The sequence below is a fragment of the Streptomyces mabaensis genome (assembly GCF_053763515.1).
Genome location: NZ_JBSOPZ010000005.1, coordinates 110,375 through 134,515 on the forward strand (window position 1 = coordinate 110,375; position 24,141 = coordinate 134,515).

Sequence of the window (24,141 nt, forward strand, 5' to 3'; positions counted from 1 at the left end):
AGGCGTTCAGCCCGTGCCTACTTGGGGCCCACGCAGAGGATCGTGCACATCGAGGTGCAGGCACACGTCTTGGTGACGCTGCAGCCGACCCGGGTGCAGACAGTGCGGGTGGCGATCGTCGAGATCGACGGCGGGGGCGCCTGCTCACCGGCGGGACCGGCGGCGGGGGCGGAGATACGGGCGTCCAGGTCGAATGCGTCCGACACGACTATTCCTTTCGGAGGTCCTCTCCCGGCGGCGAAGTCCGCCGGGGACACCGGTGTTTTCCCGGCGCTGGAGAAATCCTGTCGAATCGCGTTCATCGGTTCCATTGGCGGTGGCGCCAATATTCACGCCGGTCGGGGAATGCCTTCCGTCGCGAATGCGTAGGAGGCTAGGCACACGGCAAGGCGGGAATTGAGTTCCAGTTTCTCCATGACGGCGGCGACATGGGCGCGCACGGTTCTCTCGGTGACGTGCAGGCGCTGCGCCATCGACTCGTTCGACAGCCCCTCGGCGAGCAGCAGGAAGGTCTCCTGCTCCCGCGGGGTGAGCCGGCCGACGCGTGCCAGCGCGGGTTTCCAGTGGGGACCGCCCGGAGCGCGGGCCGGCGGTTCGGGGTGCGGCGCACGGCGCGCGGGGTGGGATGTACGGGCCTCCGGGTGCGGGATGCGGGTGTCGGGGTGCGGGATGCGGGTCTCGCTCACGGCGCTGCGACGCTCCTGTCTGCGGCGGCCCTATCCAGCGGCCGCGTGAGGTGGTCGGTGGTCAGCCTGCGGTAGAACGGGTCCTCGGTGAGCAGCTGTTCATGGGTGCCCACGGCGCTGACCCGGCCGTCGTCCAGGACGACGATCCGGTCGGCGGCGCGTACGGTCGACATGCGGTGGGCCACGACGAGCAGCGCGCGTTCCTGGGAGATGTCCCGGAGCATGTCGGTGAGGTCGCGTTCGTTGATCGGGTCCAGTTGTGAGGTCGGTTCGTCGAGCAGGACGAGTTCAGGCCGGGGAAGCAGCGCGCGGGCGATGGCGACGCGTTGGCGCTCGCCGCCGGAAAGGTTGAATCCGCGGTCGCCGACGGCTGTTTCGAGGCCCTCCGGAAGGCGTTCGACGAGTTCGGCGAGATTGACCATCCGCAGCGTTTCGCGGATTCTCTCCTCGTCGGCTTCCGGGTTCGCATACGTGAGATTTTCGCGCAGTGTTCCGTAGAGCAGCGGCGCGTGCTGCTCTACCAGTCCGATACGGGCGCGGTGGGCGCGCGGGTCGATTCCGCGGAGGTCCTCGCCGTCGAAGAGGACGTGTCCGCCGTCGGGCTCGTAGAACTTCTCGACGAGCGAGACGAGGGTGGTCTTTCCTGCGCCGGACCGCCCCACGAGAGCGATGAGCCCGTTCCGGGGCACGGCGAAGGAGACCTCGCGCAGCACGGGCCGCTCGCCGTACGAGAACGCGACGCCACGCAGGTCGAGCAGGGGCGAGGGGGTCCGGGCGGAGGGCTCGGCGGGCGGGGCCTCCGCCGCCGCGCCAGCCTCCTCGGCCCCCTCCACGGGTAGCCGCAGGACGTCCTCGATGCGGCGGAGCGACCCGAGGCCGCGCTGGATAAGGCTGAGCGCGTTGAAGAGCCCCGCGAGCGGCATCACGAGGTAGGTGGCGAAGAGCAAGAACGCCACCAGTTCGCTGACGGACATGGAACCGTTGGAGACCCGGACGGCGCCGATCAGCAGCACGAGCAGGAAGGATCCGTTGACCGCGATCTCCATGGCCGGCCCGACGACGGAGCCGAGCCGCGCGGAGCGCACCCCGGCGGCGTAGGCCGCGTCCACGTCCGCCCCGATCCGCTCGGCCTCCCGGTGTTCGGCGCGGGCTGCCCGTACGGTCCGGATGCCGCCGAGGGCGCGTTCGAGGTCGGCGGTCATGTCGCCGACGCCGGCGAGGGCCTGCTCTGCACTGGTACGGATGCCCGCCATCACCCCGGCGACGAGGACGGCGGCAACCAGGAGCGTCGCAGCGACGACGAGGAACATCACCGGGTCGATCCAGAGCATCAGCCCGGCCGCGCCGACACCGGTCACGGAGACGGTGACGAGCTGTACGAAGCTGCCCGCCACCATGTCGCGCAGCACGGTGGTGTCGGTGCCGACGCGTGACAGCAGATCGCCGACCCGTCGGCCGTCGAGCTCGCGGACCTGGACGAACAGCAGCCGTTCGACGAGCCGTCGGCGCAGGCGCCGGACGACGCTCTCGCCGGTTACGTCCAGCAGATACTGGCCGCACGCCTCCAGCGCCGCCTGGGCGACGAAGAGGGCGGCCAGTGCGACGACCATCAGAGAGACGGCGCGGTCGGCGGAGACCCGGTCGATCAGACGCATCGTCAGGAGCGGCTGGAGCAGGCCGAGTACGGTCCCGGAGACGGTCAGCGCGAGCGCGGCGCCGACGGTACGGCCGCTCCCGCGCAGCAGCCGCAGCAGGTCGCCGGTGCGGGGGCCGCCCTCGGGCGCCTCGGCGCCCTTGGCTGTCGGCTCGGTCGCGGGCTCCGTCCCGGGCCCGGGCCCGGGCGACCCGGTCGTGGGCCTGGTGACGGACGGCTCCGTCAGGGGCGGCTCCGTCATGGGCGGCTCCGTCATGGGCGGCTCCTCTCCTCGGTCCGGGAGCCCACGCTGATCAGCACCCGGAAGTAGCTCTCAGGCAGTTCCTCGCCGACCAGCCTGCCCCCCGCCTCCACCCAGGCGTGGGCGCCGAAGGGCGGCGCGGCGCGTACGCCGACGCACCAGGTGGGCCACTCCCCCCGGGCGCGGCACAGCAGCGCCGTGGCTACCGAACGGGGCAGGCAGCCCTCGCGTCCCGCGCACACCGCGCTGACCGTGGTGACTGCCTGGCGCGCCCGGTACGTACGGTCGTGTCCGGCCGGGCGCGCACCGCGCGCCACCAGGCGAAGGAGGCGTCCAAGCCGGGCGGGCGGCAGGAGGAGCAGGGGGCGGGCAGCCGCCACGGCGAGGCGGGCGGCGGCGCGCTGTGCGAACGACGTCCCGGTGTGGGTCTCCGGCACGGGGTGGAAGCTCATGGCCGGACCAAGTGGGCGTCGTGCAGGGCGGTCAGGAGCGCGGTGACGTCGGCCGTCGCCCGGTCGCCGTCGACGTCGAACTCGGAGCAGAGCGTGGCGGCGATCTCCCGGGCCGGTCTGCCGGCGAGCAGGGCAATCAGGACCAGGCTGCCGGTCGGATTGAGCTCCCAGTACTCGCCGGTGCAGCCGTCGAGCAGGACCTTGCCGTAGTCCGTGTCGACCAAGGACACGTCCTCGCGCAGTTGCATCGCGTTTCCCCTTCAGATGGTGCGGAGCCAGATCTCGCAGGCGAGCGTGGCGTCGAGGCCGCCGTGCCGCAGTTCGGGCGACGAGGGCCGCAGGGTGACGTCCACGAGCCGCTCGGCGTCGACCAAGCCGGTCTTGGCGAGGTACGAGTCCCGCCACAGGTCGGCGAGCCGGCCCCGGTTCTCGCGCAGGCCGTTGGCCGCGTCGGCGGACGCCTCGCCCTTGGTCGTCCGGCGCAGCAGGGCGTCGGGGACCCGGCCGCGCATCGCGGTCTTGAGCAGCGGCTTGAACTCCCACGGGGTGGCGCGCTCCTCGGACCGCACGGACCAGCACGCCTCGACCACCGCGTCGTCGAGGAAGGGGCTGGCCAGCGGCAGACCGCTGTGCTCGGCGACCTGGTGCAGGATCCGGGTGGCGCGCGTGCCGTGGTGCAGCGTGTGGAGTTCGTTGTGCAGGGCCCGGGTCGCGCCGCGCGGTTCGGCGGTGCGGGCGGCCTCCCGCAGACTCCGGCGTACGGAGGCGGCGGCGTCGGGCGTGGCCCAGCCTGGGAGGCGCGGCGGGATGTCCCAGCCGAAGACGTCCGGGCTGTGTGGGGCGGGCCGGGGGGCGGTGATCGCGTCGGCGGCGTCGGCGAGCCACTGCCCGTAGGGGCGGCGGTCGGTGAGCACCGACAGCGTCTCCCGCAGCGACCAGCGGTTCTGGGCCCGGTAGCCGCGGATGCTGCGCAGTGCGGTGAGCGGGCGGCTGGTCAGCAGGTCGCGGTGGTGGGCGGGGTGTCCCCACAGGACGTGGTCGCCGCCCATGCCGGTCAGGTGCAGCCGTGAGCCGCCGGCCAGGAGGCCGTCGTGGCCGACGAGTTGACGCGGCTGGTCGAGGATGGTGGGCAGGGGTTCGTCGACGGGACCGCGCACGTCGAGCAGGCCGCTGTAGAAGAGCGGGATCTCGTCGATGTCGAGCAGGACGTGGTCGAGGCCGTCGATTTCGGCGGCGGCGAGCCGCGCCCACCGCACGTCGTCGTCGCCCGGGTCCCGGCTCGGCATGGTGAGCGCGGGCAGCGGCCCGCCGCTCGCCCGGACGGCGAGCGCGCAGACGGTGGTGGAGTCCAGCCCGCCGGACAGGTCGGCGCTGACGGCGCCGGCCGCGTCCACCCGGATCCGTACCGCCTCGTCGAGCGCGCGCCGGAGCGCCTCGGCGCCCCCGGCGAGCGGTACGTGCGTGCGGGGCGGCTCCCACCAGCGGGCCGTCCGGGTGGGGGTGCGGCCGAAGCGGAGGAGTTCACCGGGGACGACCGCGTGGACGCCGCGCCAGAGCGGGACGTCGCCCAGCGGGTGCGGGACAAAGTCCAGCAGGCGCAGAGCGAGGACGTCCTCGTCGACGGGCGCGTCGAGCATCCGGGCCAGGATGTCGGCGCGGTTGGCGGCGACGGTGAGCCCGTCGGAGGCGGCGTGGAAGAGGCGGCGCAGCCCGGCGGCCGTGCCACGGGCGTGGATCTCGCCGTGGGCCTCGACGACGACGTGGAAGTCACCGGGCAGCCGGGCGGTCAGCCGGTCGAGCGCGTCGATCTCGCGCACCCCGGCGAGGTGCGCCTCGAGTTCGGCGGCGCCGACCGGGGTGTGCCCAAGGAGCGCCACGAAGAGCCCGTGGCTGTTGCGGGCGTGGACAGAGCCGGCCCAGTCGCCCACGATGAACGGGTTTCCGGACGGGTGCGTGAGGGTCCGAGCCGGGCGTGCCTCCAGGCGGGAGGCCACAGCGAGGGCGGCCTCACAGTCCGGAAACAGCGCGAACCAACCCTCGCCGTGGCCTGTCATCGGACTACCAGCCCAGAGGCAGGCGGACCTTGGGCTCGTGCGGCCCGCGCTTCAGGAAGCCGGTGTCCTTGCGGAAGTCGCCGGCCTTGGACAGCGCCGGAACCTCGTAGACCTTCTTGGCCATGGTTCTGATCCCTTTCTCTCGCTGGGTTTCTGGCGAGACGGCCCCGTTCCCGGGTTGCGGTGACCGCCCACGAAGATCCTCGGCCGCGGGCCTCCGGCCGCTCAAGGCGCGGCCGGCGCCCAACACGCTCCGTGGCCCGGCCCGTCGGGGTGGTCCGGGCTCCCCCGGCGGGGTCGCCACCTTGGAGGAGGGGCGCTCCGCTCAGCCGGATCCGGTGGGCCGCGGGCGGTGGATCAGCATGGTCTTCTTGGGTTGTTGCTTACTCTCCGCATGAGCTTCCTTGGCACCAGCCCGGCCGGCGGTCCGGGGCGCCCGCTGTCCGCGCCGCGCGGTGCGCCCGTGCCGGGCGGCCACCCTGGGCATCCGCTCGATGGCGGAGATGATCGCGGCGCGCGGGATGCCCGAGACGTCGGCGAGGTTGACGACCCGCTGGAGCTGGTCGGAGATGTCGTCGAGGTCCATCGGCTGCGTGCCGTGGAGCACGACCGCGGCGCGCCCCCGGCCGAAGTCGATGAGGCCTTCGCTGCGCAGCAGCCGCAGCGCCCGCAGGATGGTGTTCTTGTTGGCTCCGTACTCCCGGCCGAGCTGGTCCGCCGGGGGGAGGTACTCCCCCTGGGCGTACAGACCGGCGGCGATGTCCATCCTGAGTTTCGCCCGGATCCGGGCGTAGAGCGGCTCTGCGCCGGCGCTCGCATGGACGCGGATGTGGGCCGTTCCCGGCACTGATGACATTCCGTGGATCCCCCTTCTGCTCACGTTGTGCTCAGGCTCGCGCGCCATGCCGTCGGCTCGCCGGCACAGGGGATCGGCCCAGCGTCGAGGCAGCGCGACGGGCGGCTCCCGGGGTGGTCGGGGCGGGAGCCGAAGGCTGCCACCGCCGTTCCACTGGTCCGGCATCGACTCACGTCGATTCTTCGGTGATTGGATCTTTCACGTCGGTCGACGGCCGGTGCAGCGGTACCGTAGCCCGTAGCTTGACGGTCTTCAACCAGCTCGGCCAGAATGGGCGTTGCGTGCATTCACCTCAGTGGAAAAACGCATCGATACGCGTACCGGATTCCGCGTCGGATCTCGTACCGGAGTTCGCGCGGGAGCCCCGCACCAGGCCCGAAGGGGTGGACGCCGTGCCGGAGAACGCCGATCACAGCTTCGCCGACAAGCTGAACCGACTCTTCAAGACCGTCCGGCCCGACCCCGCTCACGAGTACAGCAACGAGCAAGTGGCGTCGGCCATCCGGGACACCGGCGTCTCCATCTCGCAGTCCTACATCTGGCAGTTGCGCAAGAGCCGCAAGACCAATCCGACGCTCCGGCATCTCCAGGCGCTGGCCGCCTTCTTCGGTGTGCCCACGGCCTATTTCGTGGACGATGAGGCGGGCGCACGCATCGAAAAGCAGCTCTCGGCGCTCGCCTCCGAGCAGGCGCGGCTGCACGAGGCCTCCCAGGGCAGTGACGTGAAGCTGATGGCCATGCGGGCGGGCCAGTTGTCGCAGGAGCACCGCAAGCAGGTGATGGACCTGCTGGACGTCGTCTACCGCCTGGAGCAGGCCGAACGCGGCGGCGCTCCTGGGGATGATGGCCGAAATCGCCCTGGATCATGACGGTGTGACCCCGTTGGATGACAGGCCAGGACGCGGGATATCCACCAGCGGAGTTGGTCCTTGAACGAACGACGGTTACGCAAGCGATGTCGCTCCATCCTCCGGGAGCTGGGCATCACACCTCCCCTGCACGTACCCGACCTGTGCCGGCTCCTCGGCGAGCACCGCGGGCGGCCGATCCGGCTGATCCCGTACTCCCTGCCCGTCCCCGGCCCTTACGGTCTGTGGATCGCCGGCGCCCACGCGGACTACATCTTCTTCCAGAAGGAAACCAGCCAGGCACACCAGGACCACATCGTCCTGCACGAGGTCGGCCACATCCTCGCGGACCACACGGGCGACCAGTCGGACGACGCCGTGTGGCAGGAGCTGCTGCCCGATCTGTCGGCCGAGGCGATCAACCGGGCGCTGCGGCGCACGTCGTACGTGGAGGAGCGGGAGCGCGAGGCCGAGCTCGTCGCCACCATCATCCTCGAATGGGCCTCGGTCCTCGACCGGGTCACGCCCCGTGCCCCCGGTGACGCCTCGGCGCTCCGGGTTCACACTGCGCTGGCCGACCGGCAGGGGTGGCTCTGACCGTGCTCTCCGTGGTGCTCGCCGTCGTCCTGTACGGTTCGCTGCTCTGGACGGGTAGGCAGGGCCTGCGCGACCCGTCCGACCGCATGCTCCGCGCGGTGTTCCTCTGTCTGCTGTGCGCGGGCCTCTCCTTCCCCTTCGGCGTCCCGGCCGGAGCCCGGCTCATGGACGGCCTGACCGCGGACGGCGCCGCGAAGCTGGCGCAGAACCTCTGTCTGCTGGGCACGGTCCACTTCCTCGGCTGCTTCTTCATCCACGCGGCGTCGGACCCCGCGACCGCCACCGCGCGGGTGCGGCGACAGACGGTGCCGCTCGCCGCGACCGCGGCCGTCGTCACGCTGGCGATGGTGCTGACGCCCGGCGTCGAGCGGAGCCACACGTACGCCACCGCCGACATGCGGGAGCCGGGCGTCGCCGTCTTCTACCTCATGGCCGGCGCCTACCTGACGTACGCCCTGGCCACCGCACTGGTGTGGACCGTGCGGTACGCCCGGCTGGCGCGCCGGCCCTTGGTGACCGGGCTGTGGATGCTGACGGCCGCGCTGGCCGGCATGGTGCTCGCCTCGGCGGTCCGCGAGGCCGCGACGCTCGTACGCCTCCTCGGCGGGGAGGTGCCGCACCCCGTGATCGTCGGGGCGAAGCTCGTCCTCGACCTGGCGATCCCGCTGTTCGTTGCGGGCGTGGTCTGCCCCGGCCTTGTGACGCGGTGGGCGAGCATCCGGCTGTGGTGGCACCACGGCCGCGTGTATCGCGGACTCGCCCCGCTGTGGACGGAGTTGCATGCCGCGTTCCCGGAGGACGCGCTCGAACGCACCCGGCCCGACCGCTGGTGGGACGTGCTGACCCCGCGCAGCGTGCACCGCCGCTACTACCGGCGCGTCATCGAGTGCCGGGACGGCCTGGTCCGGATCAGCCCCCATCTGGCGCTGGTGGCGGACACCGAGGTGCCCCTGGAGCCGGAGGTCGCGGCGCTCCATCTGCGGACGGCGCTGCGGGCGTACGCGGCGGGAGAGGAGGCGCCGTCGCAGGCGGTGCCGGTGGCGCTGCCCGACGGGGACGGGGACGGCGGACTGGAAGACGACGTACGGCAATTGACACGGATGTCCGAGGCCCTGACGGCTTCGCGCGCGTGAGGAACGGAGCACCGATGGAGACGGAAGCGCTGATCTCGGCCGGGCGCGTGGTAATCGGGCCGCACGAGCGGCGGCTGTCCGACGGAGCGGTCCTGGTCCGCGACGGCGTGATCATGGACGTCGGCCCGCGCGAAGAGGTGGAGGCCCGCGCCCCCGTCGGCGTCGCACGCCACGACCACCCGAACGGCACGCTGCTGCCGGGACTCGTCGACGCGCACGTCCACCTCGCGCTGGACGCGGGCCCCGACCCGGTTACCGCGCTGCGGGAGGCCGACGACGCCACGGTGAGCAAGGGAATGGCCGACCGGGCGCGCGCCCTGCTGGACTCCGGAGTCACCACCGTGCGCGACCTGGGTGACCGCAACGGCCTGGTGGTACGGCTGCGCGACAGCATCACGGCCGGCCGGCTGCCCGGCCCCCGGATCCTGGCCGCCGGCACGCCCGTCACGGGCCCCGGCGGCCACTGCTGGTTCCTGGGCGGCGAGGTCTCGGGAGCGGAAGCCATCCGCGACCTGGTGCGTCAGAACGCGGCCCTGGGCGTCGATGTCATCAAGGTGATGGCGACAGGCGGGGGCATCACCAAGGACGGTCCGCCGATCTGGTCCGCGCAGTTCACGGCGGAGGAGCTGCACGTCGTGGTGGCCGAGGCGGCCCAAGCCGGCCTCCCGGTGGCGGCCCACGCGCACGGCACCGACGGCATCCGGGCCGCGGTCGAGGCGGGGGTGACCACGATCGAGCACTGCACCTGGATCGACCAGGACGGCTTCCGGCTGATCGACGACGTGGTCGACGAGATCGCGGCCAAGGGCATCCACGTCTGCCCGGCCGCCAGCCCGGACTGGCGAGGCTTCGCTCAGCGCTTCGGCGCCGAACGCGCCGAGACGATGTTCGGCGGGCTGCGCAGCATGCGGGAGCGGGGGGTCAGCCTGATCACGGGCACGGACGCCGGGGTGAGCCGCGCGGTCTTCGACGACTTCGTCTCCAGCCTGGAGTTCTTCGGCCACCTGGGCTGCACACCACCGGAGATCGTGGACCTGGCCACCCAGCGCACGGCCGAGGCCCTCGGCCTCACCGACACCGGAACCCTCTCCCCGGGACACCGCGCGGACCTGCTGGTCGTCCGGGGCGACCCTCTGCGGGACCTCCAGGCTCTACGCGACGTACGCCTGGTGATGGCGGCGGGCCGGGTGCACCGGTGACGCCTGACCACAGGTCAGCGATGGTTCGGTCGTTGTCACCACGCGTTCAGACCCCGGTGTTGCGGTCCCCTCAAGTGCGATAGCTGATCGTTCCCGAATGAGTAGTTGTGCGGGTCCTTGTGGTCGACGATCTTGGTCGGCAGAGTGTCCGGGGTGCGTGCTGATCTTGTTCCTGACGACCTGCGGGAGCGGGTGGCCCCGCTACTGCCGCCTGCGGACGACAACTGGACCGAATCACGTCGACCCCATTGGGGCCGATCCCGCTGATTGGCGCAGGGAACAGGCAGCCACGGGCCCTACAGCTGAGCCACTTGGCCGCGTCGAACCCCACCCGCCCGATGTGATGGGCCTTCAGAACGAGCGTCAAGAACGTGACGAGGGTGCGGCCACGGCTTGCGCTGCCGTCGCGCCCGATGAATCCCCAGTCAGGCGCGCTTGCCCGACCAGCCCCGCTTCACATGCTGGACACCCGAAAACAGGTCCGACCGGCCCGCCCAGAACCTCAAAATGCAGGGAACGAGCAGGTCAGAGGCCTTTTGCGGCAGGCTCCAGGATCGCCACGCACTCCACGTGGTGGGTCATCGGGAAGAGGTCGAACGCGCGCAGCGTGCGGGGCTTGTAGCCGCCCTCTCGGAAGTACGCCAGGTCCCGGGCCAGCGCCGCCGGGTCGCAGGCCACGTACGCGATCCGGCGCGCGCCCAGGCTCGCCAGGTGCTTCACCGTCTGCTTGCCGGCGCCGGCCCGCGGCGGGTCGAGGACGATCAGGTCGGCCTCGGTGATCTTGGTGCGGGGCAGGACCTGCTCGACCTTGCCGTGCTCGATGCGTACCCGCTCCAGGTCCTGGAGGTTGTGCCGGGCGTCCTCCACGGCGCGCTTGGTGGACTCGATCCCGAGCACCGCGCCCGTGTCCCCGACGCGCTCCGCGATCGCGCCCGCGAACAGGCCCACACCGCAGTACAGGTCGAGCGCCATCTCGCCCTTGCGCGGCATCAGCCCCTGCATCACGGCTTGGACCAGCACGTCGGCGGCCTGCGGGTGCACCTGCCAGAAGCCGCCCATGCCCACGCGGTACGTACGGCCGTCGGCGCGCTCGCGTACGAACGGGCGCCCGTGCACGCGGTGCACGCCCCCGTCGCGCTCCTCCACCCGCAGGACGGAGACCGGCTTGTCCAGCTCGACCAGGGGCAGCCGGCCGCCGGGCTGCGGCGTGAGGATGACCTGCCGGTCGCCCGAACCGGTGGCGGCGATCGCCTCGACCGAGGCGAGCTGCGGCCACTCGCGCTTCTCGACGCCCAGTTCCGAGACGCCCGTCGCGGCGATCATGCAGTGCTCGATGGGCTCGACATCGTGCGAGCGGTGCTTGCGCAGCCCGGCGCGCCCGTCGGCGTCGATCGCGTACTGCACGCGGGTGCGCCAGGCCGGCACCACACCGGCGGGCAGCTTGTCACCCGGCGCCGGCACGACCGTGCCGTCCCAGCCGGCCTCCTCGGGCGTGAGGCCCGCCAGGCGCTTCAGCTGCTCGGCGATCACCTCGCCCTTGAGCCGGCGCTGGGCGCCGGGCTTGGCGTGCTGCCAGTCGCAGCCGCCGCACCTGCCCGGTCCGGCGTACGGACAGGGCGCCTCGACGCGGTCCTTGGACGCTTCCAGGACGGTGACGGCGTCGGCGCGCAGGAACCGGGAGTCCTCCTCGCCCTCGGTCACGCGGGCGAGGACCTTCTCACCGGGCAGGGTGTGCCGTACGAACAGCACGCGGCCCTCTTCGGTACGGGCGATGCAGTGGCCGCCGTGCGCGACGGGGCCGACCTCGACCTCGTACTCCTGCCCCACCAGTGAAGCCTTGGGTTCTGTCTGCATGGTGGGGTGACTCCAGAGGTTTCAGGGGACCGCAAAGCGACGGCCGGACAACGACCCACCAGTCTACGTGGGCGATGTCCGGCCGTTCACCACAAGCAGGTACGCAGGCCTCAGCTCTTGCCGCTCGGCTCCTTGGGCCGCTGGTCCACCGGCCCGCGGCGCACCGACCCGGGAGCGTTCCACTCCTGGCGCTTCTTGGCCCGCTTCTTCGCCAGCTCCGAGGACTCCAGCTGGTACGGCACCGAGGTCACCATCACGCCCGGGGTGAACAGCAGCCGGCCCTTGAGCCGCAGCGCGCTCTGGTTGTGCAGCAGGTGCTCGTACCAGCGGCCGACCACGTACTCCGGGATGTAGACACTGACCGCGTCGCGCGGGTTCTCGCTGCGCAGGCCCTTCACGTACTCCACGACCGGCCGCGTGACCTCGCGGTACGGCGAGTCGAGGATCTTCAGCGGCACATTGATGGCGCGCCGCTCCCACTCGGCCTTGAGGGCCTTGGTCTCGGCCGGATCGACCATGATGCTGAGCGCTTCCAGCGTGTCGGAGCGGGTCAGCTTGGCGAACGCGAGCGCGCGCAGCGTCGGCTTGTGGACCTTGGAGACCAGGACGATGGAGTGGACGCGGGAGGGGCGCACGCTGTCGTCGGACGGGCCCTCGGCGGCGGCGATCTCCTCGGCCACCCGGTCGTAGTGCTTACGGATCGCGGTCATCGTCCCGTAGAAGATCACCATGCCCAGCAGGGCGACCCAGGCACCGTGCGTGAACTTGGTGGCCAGGACGACCACGAGCACCAGGCCGGTGAAGAAGGCGCCGAAGGTGTTGATCGCGCGGGAGCGGATCATGCGGCGGCGTGCGGCCGGGTCCCGCTCGGTCTTCAGGTGCCGGTTCCAGTGCCGGACCATGCCGGTCTGGCTGAGCGTGAAGGACACGAAGACGCCGACGATGTAGAGCTGGATCAGCTTGGTCGAGTCGGCCTCGTACAGCCAGACCAGCAGGATGGCCGCGCCGGCGAGCAGCACGATGCCGTTGGAGAAGGCCAGCCGGTCGCCGCGGGTGTGCAGCTGGCGCGGCAGGTAGCGGTCCTGCGCCAGGATCGAGCCGAGCAGCGGGAAGCCGTTGTACGCGGTGTTGGCGGCCAGGAAGAGGACCAGCGCGGTGGCGGCGGCGAGCAGCACGAAGAAGAACGTTCCCTCGCCGAAGACGGCAGCTGCGACCTGCGAGATCACCGGGTCCTGGACGTATTCGCTGCCAACCGGGACGCCGTTCTGCAGCAGGTCGTGGGCGGGCTTCTCGGCCATCTTCACATCGGTGGCCATGGCCAGGCCGATGATGCCGCAGAACATGGTCGTCGCGAGGGCGCCCATGAGGAGCAGGGTGGTGGCGGCGTTCTTGCTCTTCGGCTTGCGGAACGCGGGGACACCGTTGCTGATCGCCTCCACGCCGGTGAGCGCCGCACAGCCGGAGGAGAAGGCCCGCAGCAGCAGGAAGACCAGCGCGATGCCGGCCAGCCCCTGCTCCTCGGCCTTGATGGTGAAGTCGGCGGTCGGGGCCTTCATGGTGTCGTCGAGGACCAGGCCCCGGAAGGCGCCCCAGGCGACCATGGTGAAGACAGCGACCACGAAGACGTAGGTGGGGATGGCGAAGAGCTTGCCCGACTCCTTCACGCCGCGCAGGTTCATCAGCGTCAGGAGAACGATGATCCCGATGGCGCAGAGGACCTTGTGCTCCACGACGAAGTGGATGGCGGAGCCCAGGTTCTCGACTCCCGACGAGATCGACACGGCGACCGTGAGGACGTAGTCGACGAGCAGCGCACTGGCGACGGTCAGGCCGGACTTGGGCCCGAGGTTGGTGTTGGCGACCTCGTAGTCGCCGCCGCCGCTCGGGTAGGCGTGCACGTTCTGCCGGTACGAAGCCACCACGGTGAACATCAGCACCACGACCGCCGCCGCGATCCACGGGCTGAAGTGGTAGGCCGACACACCCGCGATGGAGAGCACGAGGAGGACTTCCCCGGGCGCGTACGCGACGGAGGAGAGCGGGTCGGACGCGAAGACGGGGAGCGCGACACGCTTGGGAAGGAGGGTTTCTCCCAGGCGGTCGCTGCGCAGCGCCCGGCCGATCAGGATCCGTTTGGGCACGTCGGTCAGTTTGGACACGGAGAGGATCGTATGCGTTCGATATGAACGGCGCCCACCCACCACCCCCGCCCCCGCGGAATCTCGCGCTCGTACCGCACGCTCGTACCGCACCTCCACACCACAGGGGCTGCCGGGCGCGACCGCGCGTGTGTAGCTTGGGCGACGGTCTGAGACCCTGTTAAACCTGACACGACTTGGGCCAGAACTGTTGACAGCCGGAAGGACGGGCGTGCACATCGTCATCATGGGCTGCGGAAGAGTGGGATCCGCTCTCGCGCAGACCCTGGAGCAGCAGGGCCACACGGTCGCTGTCGTCGACCAGGACCCCACCGCCTTCCGCCGGCTGGGCTCGGGCTTCGGCGGCCGCCGCGTCACCGGCGTCGGCTTCGACCAGGACACGCTGCGTGAGGCCGGCATCGAGGACGCCGGGGCGTTCGCCGCCGTGAGCAGCGGCGACAACTCCAACATCATCGCGGCCCGGGTGGCCCGCGAGATGTTCGGCGTCGAGAACGTCGCGGCCCGGATCTACGATCCCCGTCGCGCCGAGGTCTACCAGCGCCTCGGCATCCCGACCGTCGCCACCGTCCGCTGGACGGCCGACCAGATGCTGCGCCGGCTGCTGCCGGCGGGCGCCGAGCCGCTGTGGCGCGACCCGAGCGGCGGCGTCCAGCTCGCCGAGGTGCACACCGCCCCCGCCTGGATCGGCCACAAGGTCAGCAAGATCCAGGACGAGACGGGCGTACGCGTCGCGTTCCTCACCCGGCTGGGCGAGGCGATTCTGCCCACGTCCCAGACGGTGCTGCAGGAGGGCGACCTGGTGCACGTCATGATGCGCACCGACGAGATCGAGAAGGTCGAGGCGGCGTTCGCCGAAGGGCCCGAGGAGGCACACGCATGAGGGTCGCGATCGCCGGGGCCGGTGCGGTGGGCCGTTCCATCGCGGGTGAACTGCTGGAGAACGGGCACGAGGTTCTCCTCATCGACAAGGCGCCGACCGCCATCTCGGTGGAGCGGGTGCCGCAGGCCGAGTGGCTGCTGGCCGACGCCTGTGAGATCACCTCGCTGGACGAGGCCGCGCTGCAGCGCTGCAATGTCGTGATCGCGGCGACCGGCGACGACAAGGTGAACCTGGTCGTCTCGCTGCTCGCCAAGACGGAGTACGGGGTGCCGCGGGTCGTGGCCCGGGTCAACAACCCCAAGAACGAGTGGCTGTTCAACGAGTCCTGGGGCGTCGATGTCGCGGTCTCCACGCCGCGCCTGATGTCGGCCCTGGTCGAGGAGGCGGTGAGCGTCGGTGATCTCGTACGGCTGCTGCGCTTCAGCCACGGCGACGCGAACCTCGTCGAGCTGACCCTGCCGCCGGAGTCGACATTGGCCGGCACTCAGATCGGCGATGTGGCCTGGCCGGAGGACACCTCGCTGGTCACGATCATCCGCGGCAGCCGGGTGCTCACGCCGCACGGCGAGGAGACCCTGGAGCCGGGTGACGAGCTGCTGTTCGTGGCCGCGCAGGCGCGCGAGGAGCAGCTGGAGGACCTGCTGTCGGCGCGCCACGCCGACTCGTCCGGCTGACGGCGGTACGCACACAGGTCGCAGCGCACCACGCGAGCACGCGAAGGGCCCGGGAAACCGAAACGGTTTCCCGGGCCCTTCGGCGTTCGGTGGCCGCCCGGACTCAGCGCCCGGACTCGGCGCCCGGATTCAGACCTCGCCGCGCTGCGCCGCCGCCTTGCGCTCCTTCTCGGCCCGCTCCTGCGCCTCCATCTCCGCGAAGACGTCGATGGGCGGCGGCGCCTTGGCCAGGAAGACCCAGGTGAGGTAGACCGCCAGCAGGAACGGCGGGATCTTCAGCGTCACGAGCACCCAGCCCAGCTGCTCGGTGTCCGCCCACCAGTAGAGCGGGAAGAGGATCGCGCACTTGGCGAGCAGGATCAGGCCCCAGGCCCAGCTGGCCTTGGTGTAGGCCTTCTTGCGGCCCGGGTTCCGGGTGCGCCAGGAGAGGTTCTCCTTGAACACCGGGCCCAGGATCAGCCCGATCAGCGGGACGCCCGCGATCGAGGTGATGATGTACGCGAGGCCCAGGCCGAGCGTGTAGAGCATGCCGGGCAGATAGAAGTCCTTGGCGTTGCCGGTCATCATCGCGAAGACCACACCGAAGGCGACCCCGAAGACGCCGCTGAAGGCGTGCTTGACGGTGTCCCTGCGGATCAGGCGTACGGCGACGAGCACCAGGGAGACTGCCAGGGCCGCGATGGCCGAGAGGTGCAGATCCTTGTTGATCGTGAAGATGGTCACGAACAGCAGGCCGGGGAGAACGGTCTCCACCAGGCCCCGGACCCCGCCGAAGGCCTCGAACAGGGCGGCTTCGGTGACGGCTTTCGCCTCGCCCCCGGCCTCGCTGTCCTGTCCGGTCGTGGTCGGCTTGTCGAGAGACGCCACCGGCTACTCCTGTCCGAGCGGTCGCAGTTCGTACTTGGGATTGAACAGCACCCGGCGTCCGTGGCTCATGGAGATCCGGCCGGACGCGATCATTCGCCGGCCCGGCTCTATCCCCACGATGGCGCGGCGGCCGAGCCAGACCACGTCCAGGGCGGCGGAGCCGTCGAACAGCTCCGCCTCCAGAGCCGGCACACCGGCCCGCGGCCGCAGGGTGACCGTGCGCAAGGTACCAGTCACCTTGACTATCTGGCGGTCATGGCAGTCACAGATCCGCGTACACCCGGCGGCCTCCGCGTCCTCCTGGAGTTCCGCGGAGTGCAGATCCTCCTGCGAGGTGGACAGCCGCTCGATCATCCTGCGGAAGCGGCCTGCCGGCTTCACCGGCTTCTCGGAACGAGGTACAGCACTCATACATGAAGCCTACCGGGGCCGGGTTCAGGAGCGTTCGAAGCGGTATCCCATTCCTGGCTCGGTGATGAAATGCCGCGGGTGCGAGGGGTCGGCCTCGAGCTTGCGGCGCAGCTGCGCCATGTAGACCCGCAGGTAGTTGGTCTCGGTGCCGTACGAGGGCCCCCAGACCTCCTGGAGCAGCTGCTTCTGGCTGACCAGCCGGCCGGGGTTGCGGACCAGTACCTCCAGCAGGTGCCACTCGGTGGGGGTCAGGCGTACGTCGCGGCCCGCGCGGTTGACCTTCTTGGCGGCCAGATCGACGGTGAACCCCTCGGTCTCCACGACCACCTCGTCGTCGGCCGCGCCGACGGGCTCGGCTCGGCGGACCGCTGCCCGCAGCCGGGCCAGCAGCTCGTCCATGCCGAACGGCTTGGTGACATAGTCGTCGGCTCCCGCGTCGAGCGCCTCGACCTTCTCGTCGGAGGTCTGGCGGGCGGAGAGCACCAGGATGGGGACCCGGGTCCAGCCGCGCAGCCCCTTGATCACCTCGACGCCGTCCATGTCGGGCAGGCCCAGGTCGAGGACGATCACGTCGGGGTGGCGGGCGGCGGCGACCTGAAGGGCGGTCGCGCCGTCCGGGGCCGCGTCCACCTCGTACTGGCGCGCCTTCAGGTTGATCACGAGGGCGCGTACGATCTGCGGCTCGTCGTCCACCACGAGCACCCTGGTCATCCGGGGCCTGCTTTCTGTCTGCGGGTCATACAGGGGTTCATGTCATACAGGGGTCATGCGCGAGGCACGTACGGCTCACGAGGTTCACGAGGTCACCCGGGCGGGGAGGCCGGGGGTGCGGACGGGGCCGGGCCCCGCCACGGCCCGGAGCGTGAGGACCATCGTCAGACCTCCGCCGGGGGTGTCCTCGGCGGCCAGCCTGCCGCCCATGGCCTCGACGAAGCCCCGGGCCACGGCGAGTCCGAGCCCGACCCCGGCGCCGCGCGGCGCGTCACCGTAGCGCTGGAAGGGCTCGAAGATCCGCTCCTTGCCGTCGTCCGGGACGCCCGGGCCGCGGTCCACGACCCGTAGCTCGACCCGGTCGCCGAGCATGCTCGCGGCCACAGTGACAACCGTGGCGCCGGGGCTGTACTTGACCGCGTTCTCGACGATGTTGGCGACGGCGCGCTCCAGCAGGCCGCGGTCGACCGCCACCATGGGCAGCGACTCGGGGATGTCCAGCTCGACGCTGTCGTCGGGTACGCCGGCGAGGGCCATCGGGACCACCTCGTCGAGACCGGTCTCGCGGATCACCGGCAGCACGGTGCCGGTCTGCAGCCGGGACATGTCGAGCAGGTTCCCGACCAGGTGGTCGAGGCGGTCCGCGCCGTCCTCGATGCCTTCGAGCAGCTCCGCCTCGTCCTCCTCGGACCAGGCGACGTCGTCGGAGCGCAGCGAGGAGACGGCGGCCTTGATGGCGGCCAGCGGGGTGCGGAGGTCGTGGCTGACCGCGGCCAGCAGGGCGGTGCGGATGCGGTTGCCCTCGGCGAGCCGGCGGGCCTCCTCGGCCTCGCCGACCAGGCGCTGGCGGTCGAGTACGACGGCTGCCTGCGCGGCGAAGGCGCCCAGCACGCGGCGGTCCTCGGCCGGCAGGACGCGGCCGGAGAGAGCCAGGGCCATGTGGTCGCCGATCGGCATGTCCACATCCGCGTCCTCCGGGCGGCTGACGGGCCTGGGCCCCACGCTGCCCGCGCGGGTCCACGGATCCACGTCACCAGCGCGTTCCAGCAGGGCCACCGACTCCATGGCGAAGGTCTCGCGGACCCGCTCCAGCAGCGCGTCGAGGGCGGTCTCACCGCGCAGCACGCTGCCGGCGAGGAAGGAGAGTATCTCGGACTCCGCGCGCAGCCGGGCGGCCTGTTGGGTACGCCGGGCGGCCAGGTCCACCACGGAGGCCACCGCGACGGCGACCGACACGAAGATCACGATGGCGACGATGTTGCGCGGGTCGGCGATCGTGAGGCGGTGCAGCGGCGGGGTGAAGAAGTAGTTCAGCAGCAGCGAACCGAAGGCCGCGGAGGCCAGGGCCGGCAGCAGCCCGCCGAGCAGGGCGGCGGCAACCGTCAGCGACAGGAACAGCAGCATGTCGTTGGCGAGGCCGAGGTCGGCGTCCACGTGGGTCAGCAGCAGCGCGAGCAGGGCCGGGCCGGCCACCCCGGCCAGCCAGCCCGAGACGATCCGGGAGCGGCCGAGCCGCGCGCCACGCGCCACCGGGAGTCCGCGGCCCCTGGCGACCTCGTCGTGGGTGACGATGTGGACGTCCAGATCCGGACCGGAGTCGCGGGCGACGGTCGCGCCGACGCCGGGGCCGAACATGTACTGCCAGGTCTTGCGGCGGCTGGAGCCGAGGACGATCTGGGTGGCGTTGACGCCGCGGGCGAAGGCGAGCAGGGCGCTGGGCACGTCGTCGCCGATGACATGGTGGAACGTGCCGCCGAGGTCCTCGACCAGGGTCCGCTGGACGGCCAGCTCCTTGGGCGAGGCCGAGGTGAGTCCGTCGCTGCGGGCGATGTAGACGGCCAGGATCTCGCTGCCCGAGCCCTTGGCCGCCATACGGGAGGCCCGGCGGATGAGCGTACGCCCCTCGGGACCGCCGGTCAGGCCCACGACGATGCGCTCGCGGGCCTGCCAGGTCGAGCGGATGTTGTGCTCGCCGCGGTACTGCTGGAGGTACTCGTCGACCCGGTCGGCGACCCAGAGCAGGGCGAGCTCGCGCAGGGCGGTGAGGTTGCCGGGGCGGAAGTAGTTGGACAGGGCCGCGTCGACCTTGTCCGCCGTGTAGATGTTGCCGTGGGCCATCCGGCGACGCAGCGCCTGTGGCGACATGTCGACAAGTTCGATCTGGTCGGCCCGGCGGACCACCTCGTCGGGGACGGTCTCGCGCTGACGTACGCCGGTGATCGACTCGACCACGTCGCCCAGCGATTCCAGGTGCTGGATGTTGACGGTGGAGACGACGTCGATACCGGCCCGCAGCAGTTCCTCGACGTCCTGCCAGCGCTTGACGTTGCGGGAGCCGGGCACGTTGGTGTGCGCGAGTTCGTCCACGAGGGCGACGGCGGGCCAGCGCTCCAGGACCGCGTCCACGTCCATTTCCGTGAACGTGGTTCCGCGGTATTCGAGCGTCCGGCGCCCGAGCTGTTCGAGGCCGTGCAGCATGACCTCGGTGCGCGGCCTGTCGTGGTGCTCGACGAAGGCGACGACACAGTCCGTACCCCGCTCCACCCTGCGGTGTGCCTCGGAGAGCATCGCGTACGTCTTGCCGACGCCCGGTGCGGCGCCCAGATATATCCGCAGTGTGCCGCGTCCCATGGCCTCATTGTCTTCCCGCTACAGCTGCGTGCGCTGTACCGACCCTACGGCCCATGATCCGGGCGAATCGGACGGGGCCGACGGTCTCACGCGGGTATTGACACGATTCTGATGCGGGGGCCGGCGCTGCGGCCCCCCTGGACACGTCGCCGACCTGCGAATAGGCCGGTGGCCCGCACCCCGGGAGGGGTGCGGGCCACCGGCCTTTCGACGATGTCCGGTCAGCGCACCTCGGTGATCTCGGGGCCGCGCTGGAGCTGCCCCATGCCACCGGAGAAGCGGGAGCCCTCCTGGTCCTCCTGCTGGACGCCCTCGGGCACCATCTGCGCGTCGTTGGGCAGCTTGAGGACGATCGGGTCGCGCGGAGCCATCGGGCCCTCGCCGCGTACGACGACCGTGTCCCGGAAGATCTGCTCCAGCAGCCCGGCGGCCTCCGGCTGCACCGCACCCTGCCCGGAGATCACTCCGCGCAGGAACCAGCGCGGTCCGTCGACACCGATGAAACGCACCAGCTGGACGCCATTGGTCCCGTTCGGCAGCTGGACGGGCACCTGGGCACGCAACTCCCAGCCCAGCGGCCCCTCGACCTCGTCGATGACGCCGCCCTGCTGGGTGATGCCGGACGCGATCTCCTCGCGTACCTCACCCCAGATGCCTTCCTTCTTGGGTGCCGCGAAGGCCTGCAGCTGTACGGCGCTGTCGCGCAGGACGACCGTCGCCGCGACGATCGCGTCGCCCGCGACCTCGACCCGGAGTTCCATGCCCTCGACTCCGGGCACGAACAGCCCGCCGAGATCCACCCGGCCCTCGCCGGGCTCGGAGACCTCGGAGACGTCCCACGGACCGTCCGGCCGGGGGGCCGGGGGCAGGTTCACCCTGCGCGGCTCGCTCTCAGCAAGCTCCTCGTCGTCCAGTTCGTCACCGGAGACGCCGTCGACGACCTGCTCGGCCTCGCCCGCTGCGTCCTCAGCGGAACCGCTCTTCTTGCGACGTCCGAACACGTCACTGTCCTTCCCGGTCGGATACGACCGACGCGTATCTATTCCCACCCTGTTGCCCGTTGGCTGTGTCCACGGCGGCATGACCGCCGGTGGACCCGAAGCCCCCCTCGGCCCGCGCCGATCCGGGAAGCTCCGCGACCTCGTGGAAGCGCACCTTCTCGACCTGCTGGACGACCAGTTGGGCAATCCGGTCGAAACGCTCGAACCGCACGGTCTCACGCGGGTCGAGATTGACCACGATCACCTTGATCTCTCCACGGTACCCGGCATCCACCGTCCCCGGGGCATTCACGAGGGCGACGCCGCAGCGCGCGGCGAGCCCGGACCGCGGGTGAACGAAGGCCGCGTAGCCGTCCGGCAGGGCGATGGAGACGCCGGTGGGCAGTACGGCCCGCTCGCCGGGGGCGAGCTCGGCGGCCTCGGTGGTCACCAGGTCCGCTCCCGCGTCGCCCGGATGCCCGTACGAGGGGACGGGGACCTCGGGGTCGACACGGCGGATCAGTACGTCGACGGGCTGCCTGGAGTCACGCATCAGGGGTTCACCTCGAAGGCACGGGCGCGCCGGACCTGGTCCGGGTCGGCCATGGCCGCCTGGATCTCCTCGGGCCGGCCGTTGTCGATGAAGTGGTCGACCTTGACCTCGATGAACAGGGCGTCGGCACGTACCGCGACGGCCCCCTCGGGGCCGCCTATCCGGCCGACGGCGGAGGAGTAGATCTTGCGGCCGGCCACCGCGGTGACCTCGGCCTCCAGGTGCAGCACGGTGTCCACGGGCACGGGCCGTACGAAGTCGGTCTCCAGCCGGCCGGTCACCGCGATCACGCGCAGCAGCCAGTTCAGCGAGCCGAGCGTCTCGTCGAGCGCCGTCGCCAGCACTCCGCCGTGCGCCAGGCCCGGCGCGCCCTGGTGGGCGGGCTTCACCGTGAACTCGGCGGTGACGCTCACACCGTCGCCGGCGCGCGCAGCCAGGTGCAGTCCGTGCGGCTGGGCGTCGCCGCAGCCGAAGCAGTGCGCGTAGTGCGCGCCGAGGAGCTCACCGGGGGCCGGTGCATCCGGGTGCCGTACGGGAGCCGTGGCATCGGCGGGGGGCGTCAGCGCTGTAGTTCGTCCACTCACAGGCGCAGACCTTACCCGCGCGGGTGGGGGCGGGTCGCGCCGTGCCAAGCTTGGTTCCATGCAGCCTGCCGCCCCGCCCTATGACGAACGTCTGACCGCCCCCCGTTCGTGGTGGCTCATCGCCGCCCTCGTAGGTCTCTCCTGCGCGCTGATGCTGGTACCGCTCGGTGGGCTGCCGCTGCTCGGCGGGCTGATCGGCGGTACGGCTCTCGCCGCGGCCGCGGTGAGCGGTTACGGCTCCGCGCGGATCCGGGTGCTGCCCGACTCGCTCGTCGCGGGAGACGCCCGGATCCCGGTCTCGGCGCTCGGGGAGCCGCAGGTGCTGGACGCGGAGGAAGCGCGCGCCTGGCGCACGCACCGGGCCGATCCGCGCGCGTTCATGCTGCTGCGCGGCTATGTCCCGACCGCGGTCCGGATCGAGGTGACGGACCCCGAGGACCCGACGCCGTACGTCTATCTGTCCACCCGCGAGCCGGAGGCACTGGCCGCGGCGCTCACGGCCGTCGGAGCGGGCCGGCGCGCGGACGCCGAATAGACTCCGAACCACGCGGGGCCCGGCCAAGACCCGCCGGACAGCCCCTCCCCCACCCCTTACCCCTCCTCGATCTCCTTGCGGAGATCCGGCGGGAGTTCCGCGGGCAGCGTCTCGGGCTGTTCCAGCGGGGGCAGGTCGGGCAGCGCGTCCCACGGGACCTGGCGGCTGCGCAGGTCCTTGCGGACCTTCTCGGCGAGCTTCCTGGTGTCGCGCCGGTTCATCACGGCGCCCACGGTCGCTCCGATCATGAACGGCATCAGGTTCGGAAGATTGCGCATCGTGCGCTTCATGATCTGCTGGCGCAGCTCGCGTTTCACCCGGCCGCCGAGCGCCGCGTTCAGCGTCGTCGGCTTGGTCACGTCGATGCCCCGCTCCTCCGTCCAGGCGGTGAGGTAGGCGACGCCGCGCTGCTTGAGGGTGCCGGGCGCGCGCTGCCCGTACACCTCGTGGAGCTCGGCGATGAGCTTCAGCTCGATCGCCGCGACTCCGGTGACCTCGGCCGCCAGCTCGGCGGGCATCGCGGGCGGTACGGGCAGCATGGCCGCCGCACCGATTCCCGCTCCGATGGTGGACGTGCCGTTCGCGGCGCCCGCGATGAGCTTGTCCGCGATCTCCTCGGGCCCGAGGCCCGGGAACTGTCTGCGCAGGGTACGCAGATCCCGGACGGGGACCCGCGGGGCGATCTCGATGATCCGGTCGGCGAGGTGGGCGAGGCCCGCCCTGGCCTGCGCTCCTCCCCTGCGGACGCCGTGCCGCACGGCTCCCAGCCGACGAGCCCCGGACTTCCGCCGGGGCTCCTCGTCGTCCCCCGTGACCGACGGCAGCCCGGCGGAGGGCGCGGCCGGGACGCCAAGGCCCTCAGCCGGGCCTGTGCCGCCCTCGTGGGCCTCCGGTGCGCCCTGCCTCCGGAAGCGACGCCTCCGGGGCAGTTTCGAGCCTGCCACGGCCGGCCTGCCTAATCGCAGTCGCGGCAGATGGGCTGACCGTTCTTCTCGCGGGCCAGCTGGCTCCTGTGGTGCACCAGGAAGCAGCTCATGCAGGTGAACTCGTCGGCCTGGCGAGGCAGCACCCGAACGGAGAGCTCCTCGTTGGAAAGGTCCGCTCCGGGCAGCTCAAGGCCCTCGGCCTGCTCGAACTCGTCGACGTCGACAGCCGAGGTCGACTTGTCGTTCCGGCGGGCCTTCAGTTCCTCAAGGCTGTCCGAATCGACGTCGTCGTCGGTCTTGCGTGGGGTGTCGTAGTCCGTTGCCATGTCGCGCTCTCCCCCTCTGGGTGTTTGCGGTGTCTCAGCGCACGTAACGCATGAGAGGCCGGACTTGTGCCCGACCCGAGGCGGAGATTTTGCCTCACATCAAGGTCTGTTACTCAATCGACACCCATCCGCACCCCTGAAGAGGTGATCGGCATGGATGGCGATCGGACCGTACACGGTCCGGATGGTGCACTGTACGGGCGTCACCCCGTGTACTTCCCGTGATCAGGGGGCCGGGAAACCCGGACGTTCCCGGCTTTCCGACCGATCTCCCGCTCACGGAGAGTGGATGGCCTGAAATGCACCTCTGTGATCGATCACACAGGAAAT

General features: G+C 71.2%; 26 protein-coding genes. 7 read left to right on the forward strand and 19 right to left on the reverse strand.

Translation table 11 applies throughout. From position 1 onward, the window contains the following. Window positions 1–17: 17 nt before the first annotated feature. The 8 genes from ACWV17_RS06245 to ACWV17_RS06280 all read right to left on the reverse strand — a co-directional run bounded on the left by ACWV17_RS06245 (window position 18) and on the right by ACWV17_RS06280 (window position 5,943). On the reverse strand, window positions 18–206 hold the full coding sequence (locus tag ACWV17_RS06245) for an FDLD family class I lanthipeptide (protein ID WP_452808788.1): 189 nt from the start codon (window positions 204–206) through the stop codon (window positions 18–20). A 123-nt stretch (window positions 207–329) separates the two neighbouring features. Continuing rightward, on the reverse strand, window positions 330–686 hold the full coding sequence (locus ACWV17_RS06250) for a response regulator transcription factor (protein ID WP_455358820.1): 357 nt from the start codon (window positions 684–686) through the stop codon (window positions 330–332). Then, window positions 683–2,596, reverse strand: coding sequence for an ABC transporter ATP-binding protein (locus ACWV17_RS06255; protein ID WP_455358821.1), 1,914 nt, complete (start codon window positions 2,594–2,596; stop codon window positions 683–685). The genes ACWV17_RS06250 and ACWV17_RS06255 overlap by 4 nt, the downstream gene beginning before the upstream one ends. Continuing rightward, window positions 2,593–3,033: a lasso peptide biosynthesis B2 protein gene (locus tag ACWV17_RS06260; protein WP_455351923.1), complete on the reverse strand. Its 441-nt coding sequence runs from the start codon at window positions 3,031–3,033 to the stop codon at window positions 2,593–2,595. The genes ACWV17_RS06255 and ACWV17_RS06260 overlap by 4 nt, the downstream gene beginning before the upstream one ends. Further along, window positions 3,030–3,281, reverse strand: coding sequence for a lasso peptide biosynthesis PqqD family chaperone (locus tag ACWV17_RS06265; RefSeq protein WP_455358822.1), 252 nt, complete (start codon window positions 3,279–3,281; stop codon window positions 3,030–3,032). The genes ACWV17_RS06260 and ACWV17_RS06265 overlap by 4 nt, the downstream gene beginning before the upstream one ends. A gap of 12 nt (window positions 3,282–3,293) precedes the next feature. Beyond that, on the reverse strand, window positions 3,294–5,087 hold the full coding sequence (locus tag ACWV17_RS06270) for an asparagine synthase-related protein (RefSeq protein WP_455358823.1): 1,794 nt from the start codon (window positions 5,085–5,087) through the stop codon (window positions 3,294–3,296). A gap of 4 nt (window positions 5,088–5,091) precedes the next feature. Next, a complete protein-coding gene (locus ACWV17_RS06275; protein ID WP_107069644.1) occupies window positions 5,092–5,211 on the reverse strand; it encodes a keywimysin-related RiPP in 120 nt (39 codons plus the stop codon). Window positions 5,212–5,412: 201 nt separating this feature from the next. Then, on the reverse strand, window positions 5,413–5,943 hold the full coding sequence (locus ACWV17_RS06280) for a GntR family transcriptional regulator (RefSeq protein ID WP_455358824.1): 531 nt from the start codon (window positions 5,941–5,943) through the stop codon (window positions 5,413–5,415). 242 nt (window positions 5,944–6,185) lie between these two features. Between ACWV17_RS06280 and ACWV17_RS06285 the strand changes: the two genes are divergently transcribed. Genes ACWV17_RS06285 through ACWV17_RS06300 form a run of 4 tightly spaced genes read left to right on the forward strand, consistent with a single transcriptional unit; the run spans window position 6,186 to window position 9,720 of the window. Further along, window positions 6,186–6,812: a helix-turn-helix domain-containing protein gene (locus ACWV17_RS06285; RefSeq protein ID WP_455358825.1), complete on the forward strand. Its 627-nt coding sequence runs from the start codon at window positions 6,186–6,188 to the stop codon at window positions 6,810–6,812. 60 nt (window positions 6,813–6,872) lie between these two features. Next, complete coding sequence (locus tag ACWV17_RS06290; protein WP_455358826.1) at window positions 6,873–7,388, forward strand: hypothetical protein; 516 nt, start codon at window positions 6,873–6,875, stop codon at window positions 7,386–7,388. Further along, window positions 7,379–8,521 carry an MAB_1171c family putative transporter gene (locus ACWV17_RS06295; RefSeq protein ID WP_455358827.1) on the forward strand — a complete coding sequence of 381 codons (1,143 nt, stop codon included), beginning with the start codon at window positions 7,379–7,381 and terminating at the stop codon, window positions 8,519–8,521. Before ACWV17_RS06290 ends, ACWV17_RS06295 begins: the two co-directional genes overlap by 10 nt. Window positions 8,522–8,535: 14 nt before the next feature. Further along, window positions 8,536–9,720, forward strand: coding sequence for an amidohydrolase family protein (locus ACWV17_RS06300; RefSeq protein ID WP_455351916.1), 1,185 nt, complete (start codon window positions 8,536–8,538; stop codon window positions 9,718–9,720). A 525-nt stretch (window positions 9,721–10,245) separates the two neighbouring features. Here ACWV17_RS06300 and ACWV17_RS06305 read toward each other — a convergent pair. Beyond that, on the reverse strand, window positions 10,246–11,574 hold the full coding sequence (locus tag ACWV17_RS06305; RefSeq protein ID WP_455358828.1) for a class I SAM-dependent RNA methyltransferase: 1,329 nt from the start codon (window positions 11,572–11,574) through the stop codon (window positions 10,246–10,248). Between the two features lie 110 nt (window positions 11,575–11,684). After that, window positions 11,685–13,733, reverse strand: coding sequence for an APC family permease (locus tag ACWV17_RS06310; protein WP_455356499.1), 2,049 nt, complete (start codon window positions 13,731–13,733; stop codon window positions 11,685–11,687). Between the two features lie 211 nt (window positions 13,734–13,944). Between ACWV17_RS06310 and ACWV17_RS06315 the strand changes: the two genes are divergently transcribed. Together ACWV17_RS06315 and ACWV17_RS06320 are read left to right on the forward strand one after the other, a co-directional pair. Further along, window positions 13,945–14,613, forward strand: coding sequence for a potassium channel family protein (locus ACWV17_RS06315; protein WP_455356500.1), 669 nt, complete (start codon window positions 13,945–13,947; stop codon window positions 14,611–14,613). Continuing rightward, window positions 14,610–15,287 carry a potassium channel family protein gene (locus ACWV17_RS06320; RefSeq protein ID WP_455356501.1) on the forward strand — a complete coding sequence of 226 codons (678 nt, stop codon included), beginning with the start codon at window positions 14,610–14,612 and terminating at the stop codon, window positions 15,285–15,287. The genes ACWV17_RS06315 and ACWV17_RS06320 overlap by 4 nt, the downstream gene beginning before the upstream one ends. Window positions 15,288–15,416: 129 nt before the next feature. Here ACWV17_RS06320 and ACWV17_RS06325 read toward each other — a convergent pair whose 3' ends face one another. The 7 genes from ACWV17_RS06325 to ACWV17_RS06355 form a co-directional block, all read right to left on the reverse strand. After that, window positions 15,417–16,154: a DUF3159 domain-containing protein gene (locus ACWV17_RS06325; protein WP_455356502.1), complete on the reverse strand. Its 738-nt coding sequence runs from the start codon at window positions 16,152–16,154 to the stop codon at window positions 15,417–15,419. A gap of 3 nt (window positions 16,155–16,157) precedes the next feature. Beyond that, complete coding sequence (locus ACWV17_RS06330) at window positions 16,158–16,565, reverse strand: OB-fold nucleic acid binding domain-containing protein (protein WP_455356503.1); 408 nt, start codon at window positions 16,563–16,565, stop codon at window positions 16,158–16,160. 24 nt (window positions 16,566–16,589) lie between these two features. Continuing rightward, window positions 16,590–17,276, reverse strand: coding sequence for a response regulator (locus tag ACWV17_RS06335; RefSeq protein WP_455356504.1), 687 nt, complete (start codon window positions 17,274–17,276; stop codon window positions 16,590–16,592). Window positions 17,277–17,360: 84 nt separating this feature from the next. Further along, window positions 17,361–19,907 (reverse strand): ATP-binding protein, encoded by a 2,547-nt coding sequence (locus tag ACWV17_RS06340; RefSeq protein ID WP_455358829.1) that lies wholly within the window; start codon window positions 19,905–19,907, stop codon window positions 17,361–17,363. Window positions 19,908–20,128: 221 nt separating this feature from the next. After that, a complete protein-coding gene (locus tag ACWV17_RS06345) occupies window positions 20,129–20,908 on the reverse strand; it encodes a DUF3710 domain-containing protein (RefSeq protein ID WP_455356506.1) in 780 nt (259 codons plus the stop codon). Between the two features lies 1 nt (window position 20,909). Continuing rightward, window positions 20,910–21,440: a dUTP diphosphatase gene (gene dut / locus ACWV17_RS06350; protein WP_455356507.1), complete on the reverse strand. Its 531-nt coding sequence runs from the start codon at window positions 21,438–21,440 to the stop codon at window positions 20,910–20,912. Next, on the reverse strand, window positions 21,440–22,024 hold the full coding sequence (locus ACWV17_RS06355) for a PaaI family thioesterase (protein WP_455356508.1): 585 nt from the start codon (window positions 22,022–22,024) through the stop codon (window positions 21,440–21,442). Before ACWV17_RS06355 ends, dut begins: the two co-directional genes overlap by 1 nt. Window positions 22,025–22,082: 58 nt before the next feature. On the opposite strand from ACWV17_RS06355, the gene ACWV17_RS06360 reads away from it, so the two are divergent. Next, the gene (locus tag ACWV17_RS06360; protein WP_455358830.1) at window positions 22,083–22,559 is read left to right on the forward strand and encodes a DUF3093 domain-containing protein; all 477 of its coding nucleotides are present in this window, start codon (window positions 22,083–22,085) and stop codon (window positions 22,557–22,559) included. Window positions 22,560–22,615: 56 nt separating this feature from the next. Here ACWV17_RS06360 and ACWV17_RS06365 read toward each other — a convergent pair whose 3' ends face one another. Together ACWV17_RS06365 and ACWV17_RS06370 are read right to left on the reverse strand one after the other, a co-directional pair. Further along, window positions 22,616–23,503, reverse strand: a complete 888-nt coding sequence (locus ACWV17_RS06365) for a hypothetical protein (protein WP_455358831.1) — start codon at window positions 23,501–23,503, stop codon at window positions 22,616–22,618. Between the two features lie 11 nt (window positions 23,504–23,514). Next, window positions 23,515–23,811 carry a DUF4193 domain-containing protein gene (locus ACWV17_RS06370; protein ID WP_114662768.1) on the reverse strand — a complete coding sequence of 99 codons (297 nt, stop codon included), beginning with the start codon at window positions 23,809–23,811 and terminating at the stop codon, window positions 23,515–23,517. Window positions 23,812–24,141 lie beyond the last annotated feature (330 nt).

What these genes read in the sequence shown, in the direction of transcription:
- dut (WP_455356507.1), bottom strand. Translation starts at nt 21,440, where the DNA reads ATGCGTGACTCCAGGCAGCCCGTCGACGTACTGATCCGCCGTGTCGAC.
- ACWV17_RS06305 (WP_455358828.1), bottom strand. Translation starts at nt 11,574, where the DNA reads ATGCAGACAGAACCCAAGGCTTCACTGGTGGGGCAGGAGTACGAGGTC.
- ACWV17_RS06265 (WP_455358822.1), bottom strand. Translation starts at nt 3,281, where the DNA reads ATGCAACTGCGCGAGGACGTGTCCTTGGTCGACACGGACTACGGCAAG.
- ACWV17_RS06330 (WP_455356503.1), bottom strand. Translation starts at nt 16,565, where the DNA reads ATGAGTGCTGTACCTCGTTCCGAGAAGCCGGTGAAGCCGGCAGGCCGC.
- ACWV17_RS06320 (WP_455356501.1), top strand. Translation starts at nt 14,610, where the DNA reads ATGAGGGTCGCGATCGCCGGGGCCGGTGCGGTGGGCCGTTCCATCGCG.
- ACWV17_RS06340 (WP_455358829.1), bottom strand. Translation starts at nt 19,907, where the DNA reads ATGGGACGCGGCACACTGCGGATATATCTGGGCGCCGCACCGGGCGTC.
- ACWV17_RS06275 (WP_107069644.1), bottom strand. Translation starts at nt 5,211, where the DNA reads ATGGCCAAGAAGGTCTACGAGGTTCCGGCGCTGTCCAAGGCCGGCGAC.
- ACWV17_RS06280 (WP_455358824.1), bottom strand. Translation starts at nt 5,943, where the DNA reads ATGTCATCAGTGCCGGGAACGGCCCACATCCGCGTCCATGCGAGCGCC.
- ACWV17_RS06360 (WP_455358830.1), top strand. Translation starts at nt 22,083, where the DNA reads ATGCAGCCTGCCGCCCCGCCCTATGACGAACGTCTGACCGCCCCCCGT.
- ACWV17_RS06370 (WP_114662768.1), bottom strand. Translation starts at nt 23,811, where the DNA reads ATGGCAACGGACTACGACACCCCACGCAAGACCGACGACGACGTCGAT.
- ACWV17_RS06255 (WP_455358821.1), bottom strand. Translation starts at nt 2,596, where the DNA reads ATGACGGAGCCGCCCATGACGGAGCCGCCCCTGACGGAGCCGTCCGTC.
- ACWV17_RS06300 (WP_455351916.1), top strand. Translation starts at nt 8,536, where the DNA reads ATGGAGACGGAAGCGCTGATCTCGGCCGGGCGCGTGGTAATCGGGCCG.
- ACWV17_RS06335 (WP_455356504.1), bottom strand. Translation starts at nt 17,276, where the DNA reads ATGACCAGGGTGCTCGTGGTGGACGACGAGCCGCAGATCGTACGCGCC.
- ACWV17_RS06270 (WP_455358823.1), bottom strand. Translation starts at nt 5,087, where the DNA reads ATGACAGGCCACGGCGAGGGTTGGTTCGCGCTGTTTCCGGACTGTGAG.
- ACWV17_RS06260 (WP_455351923.1), bottom strand. Translation starts at nt 3,033, where the DNA reads ATGAGCTTCCACCCCGTGCCGGAGACCCACACCGGGACGTCGTTCGCA.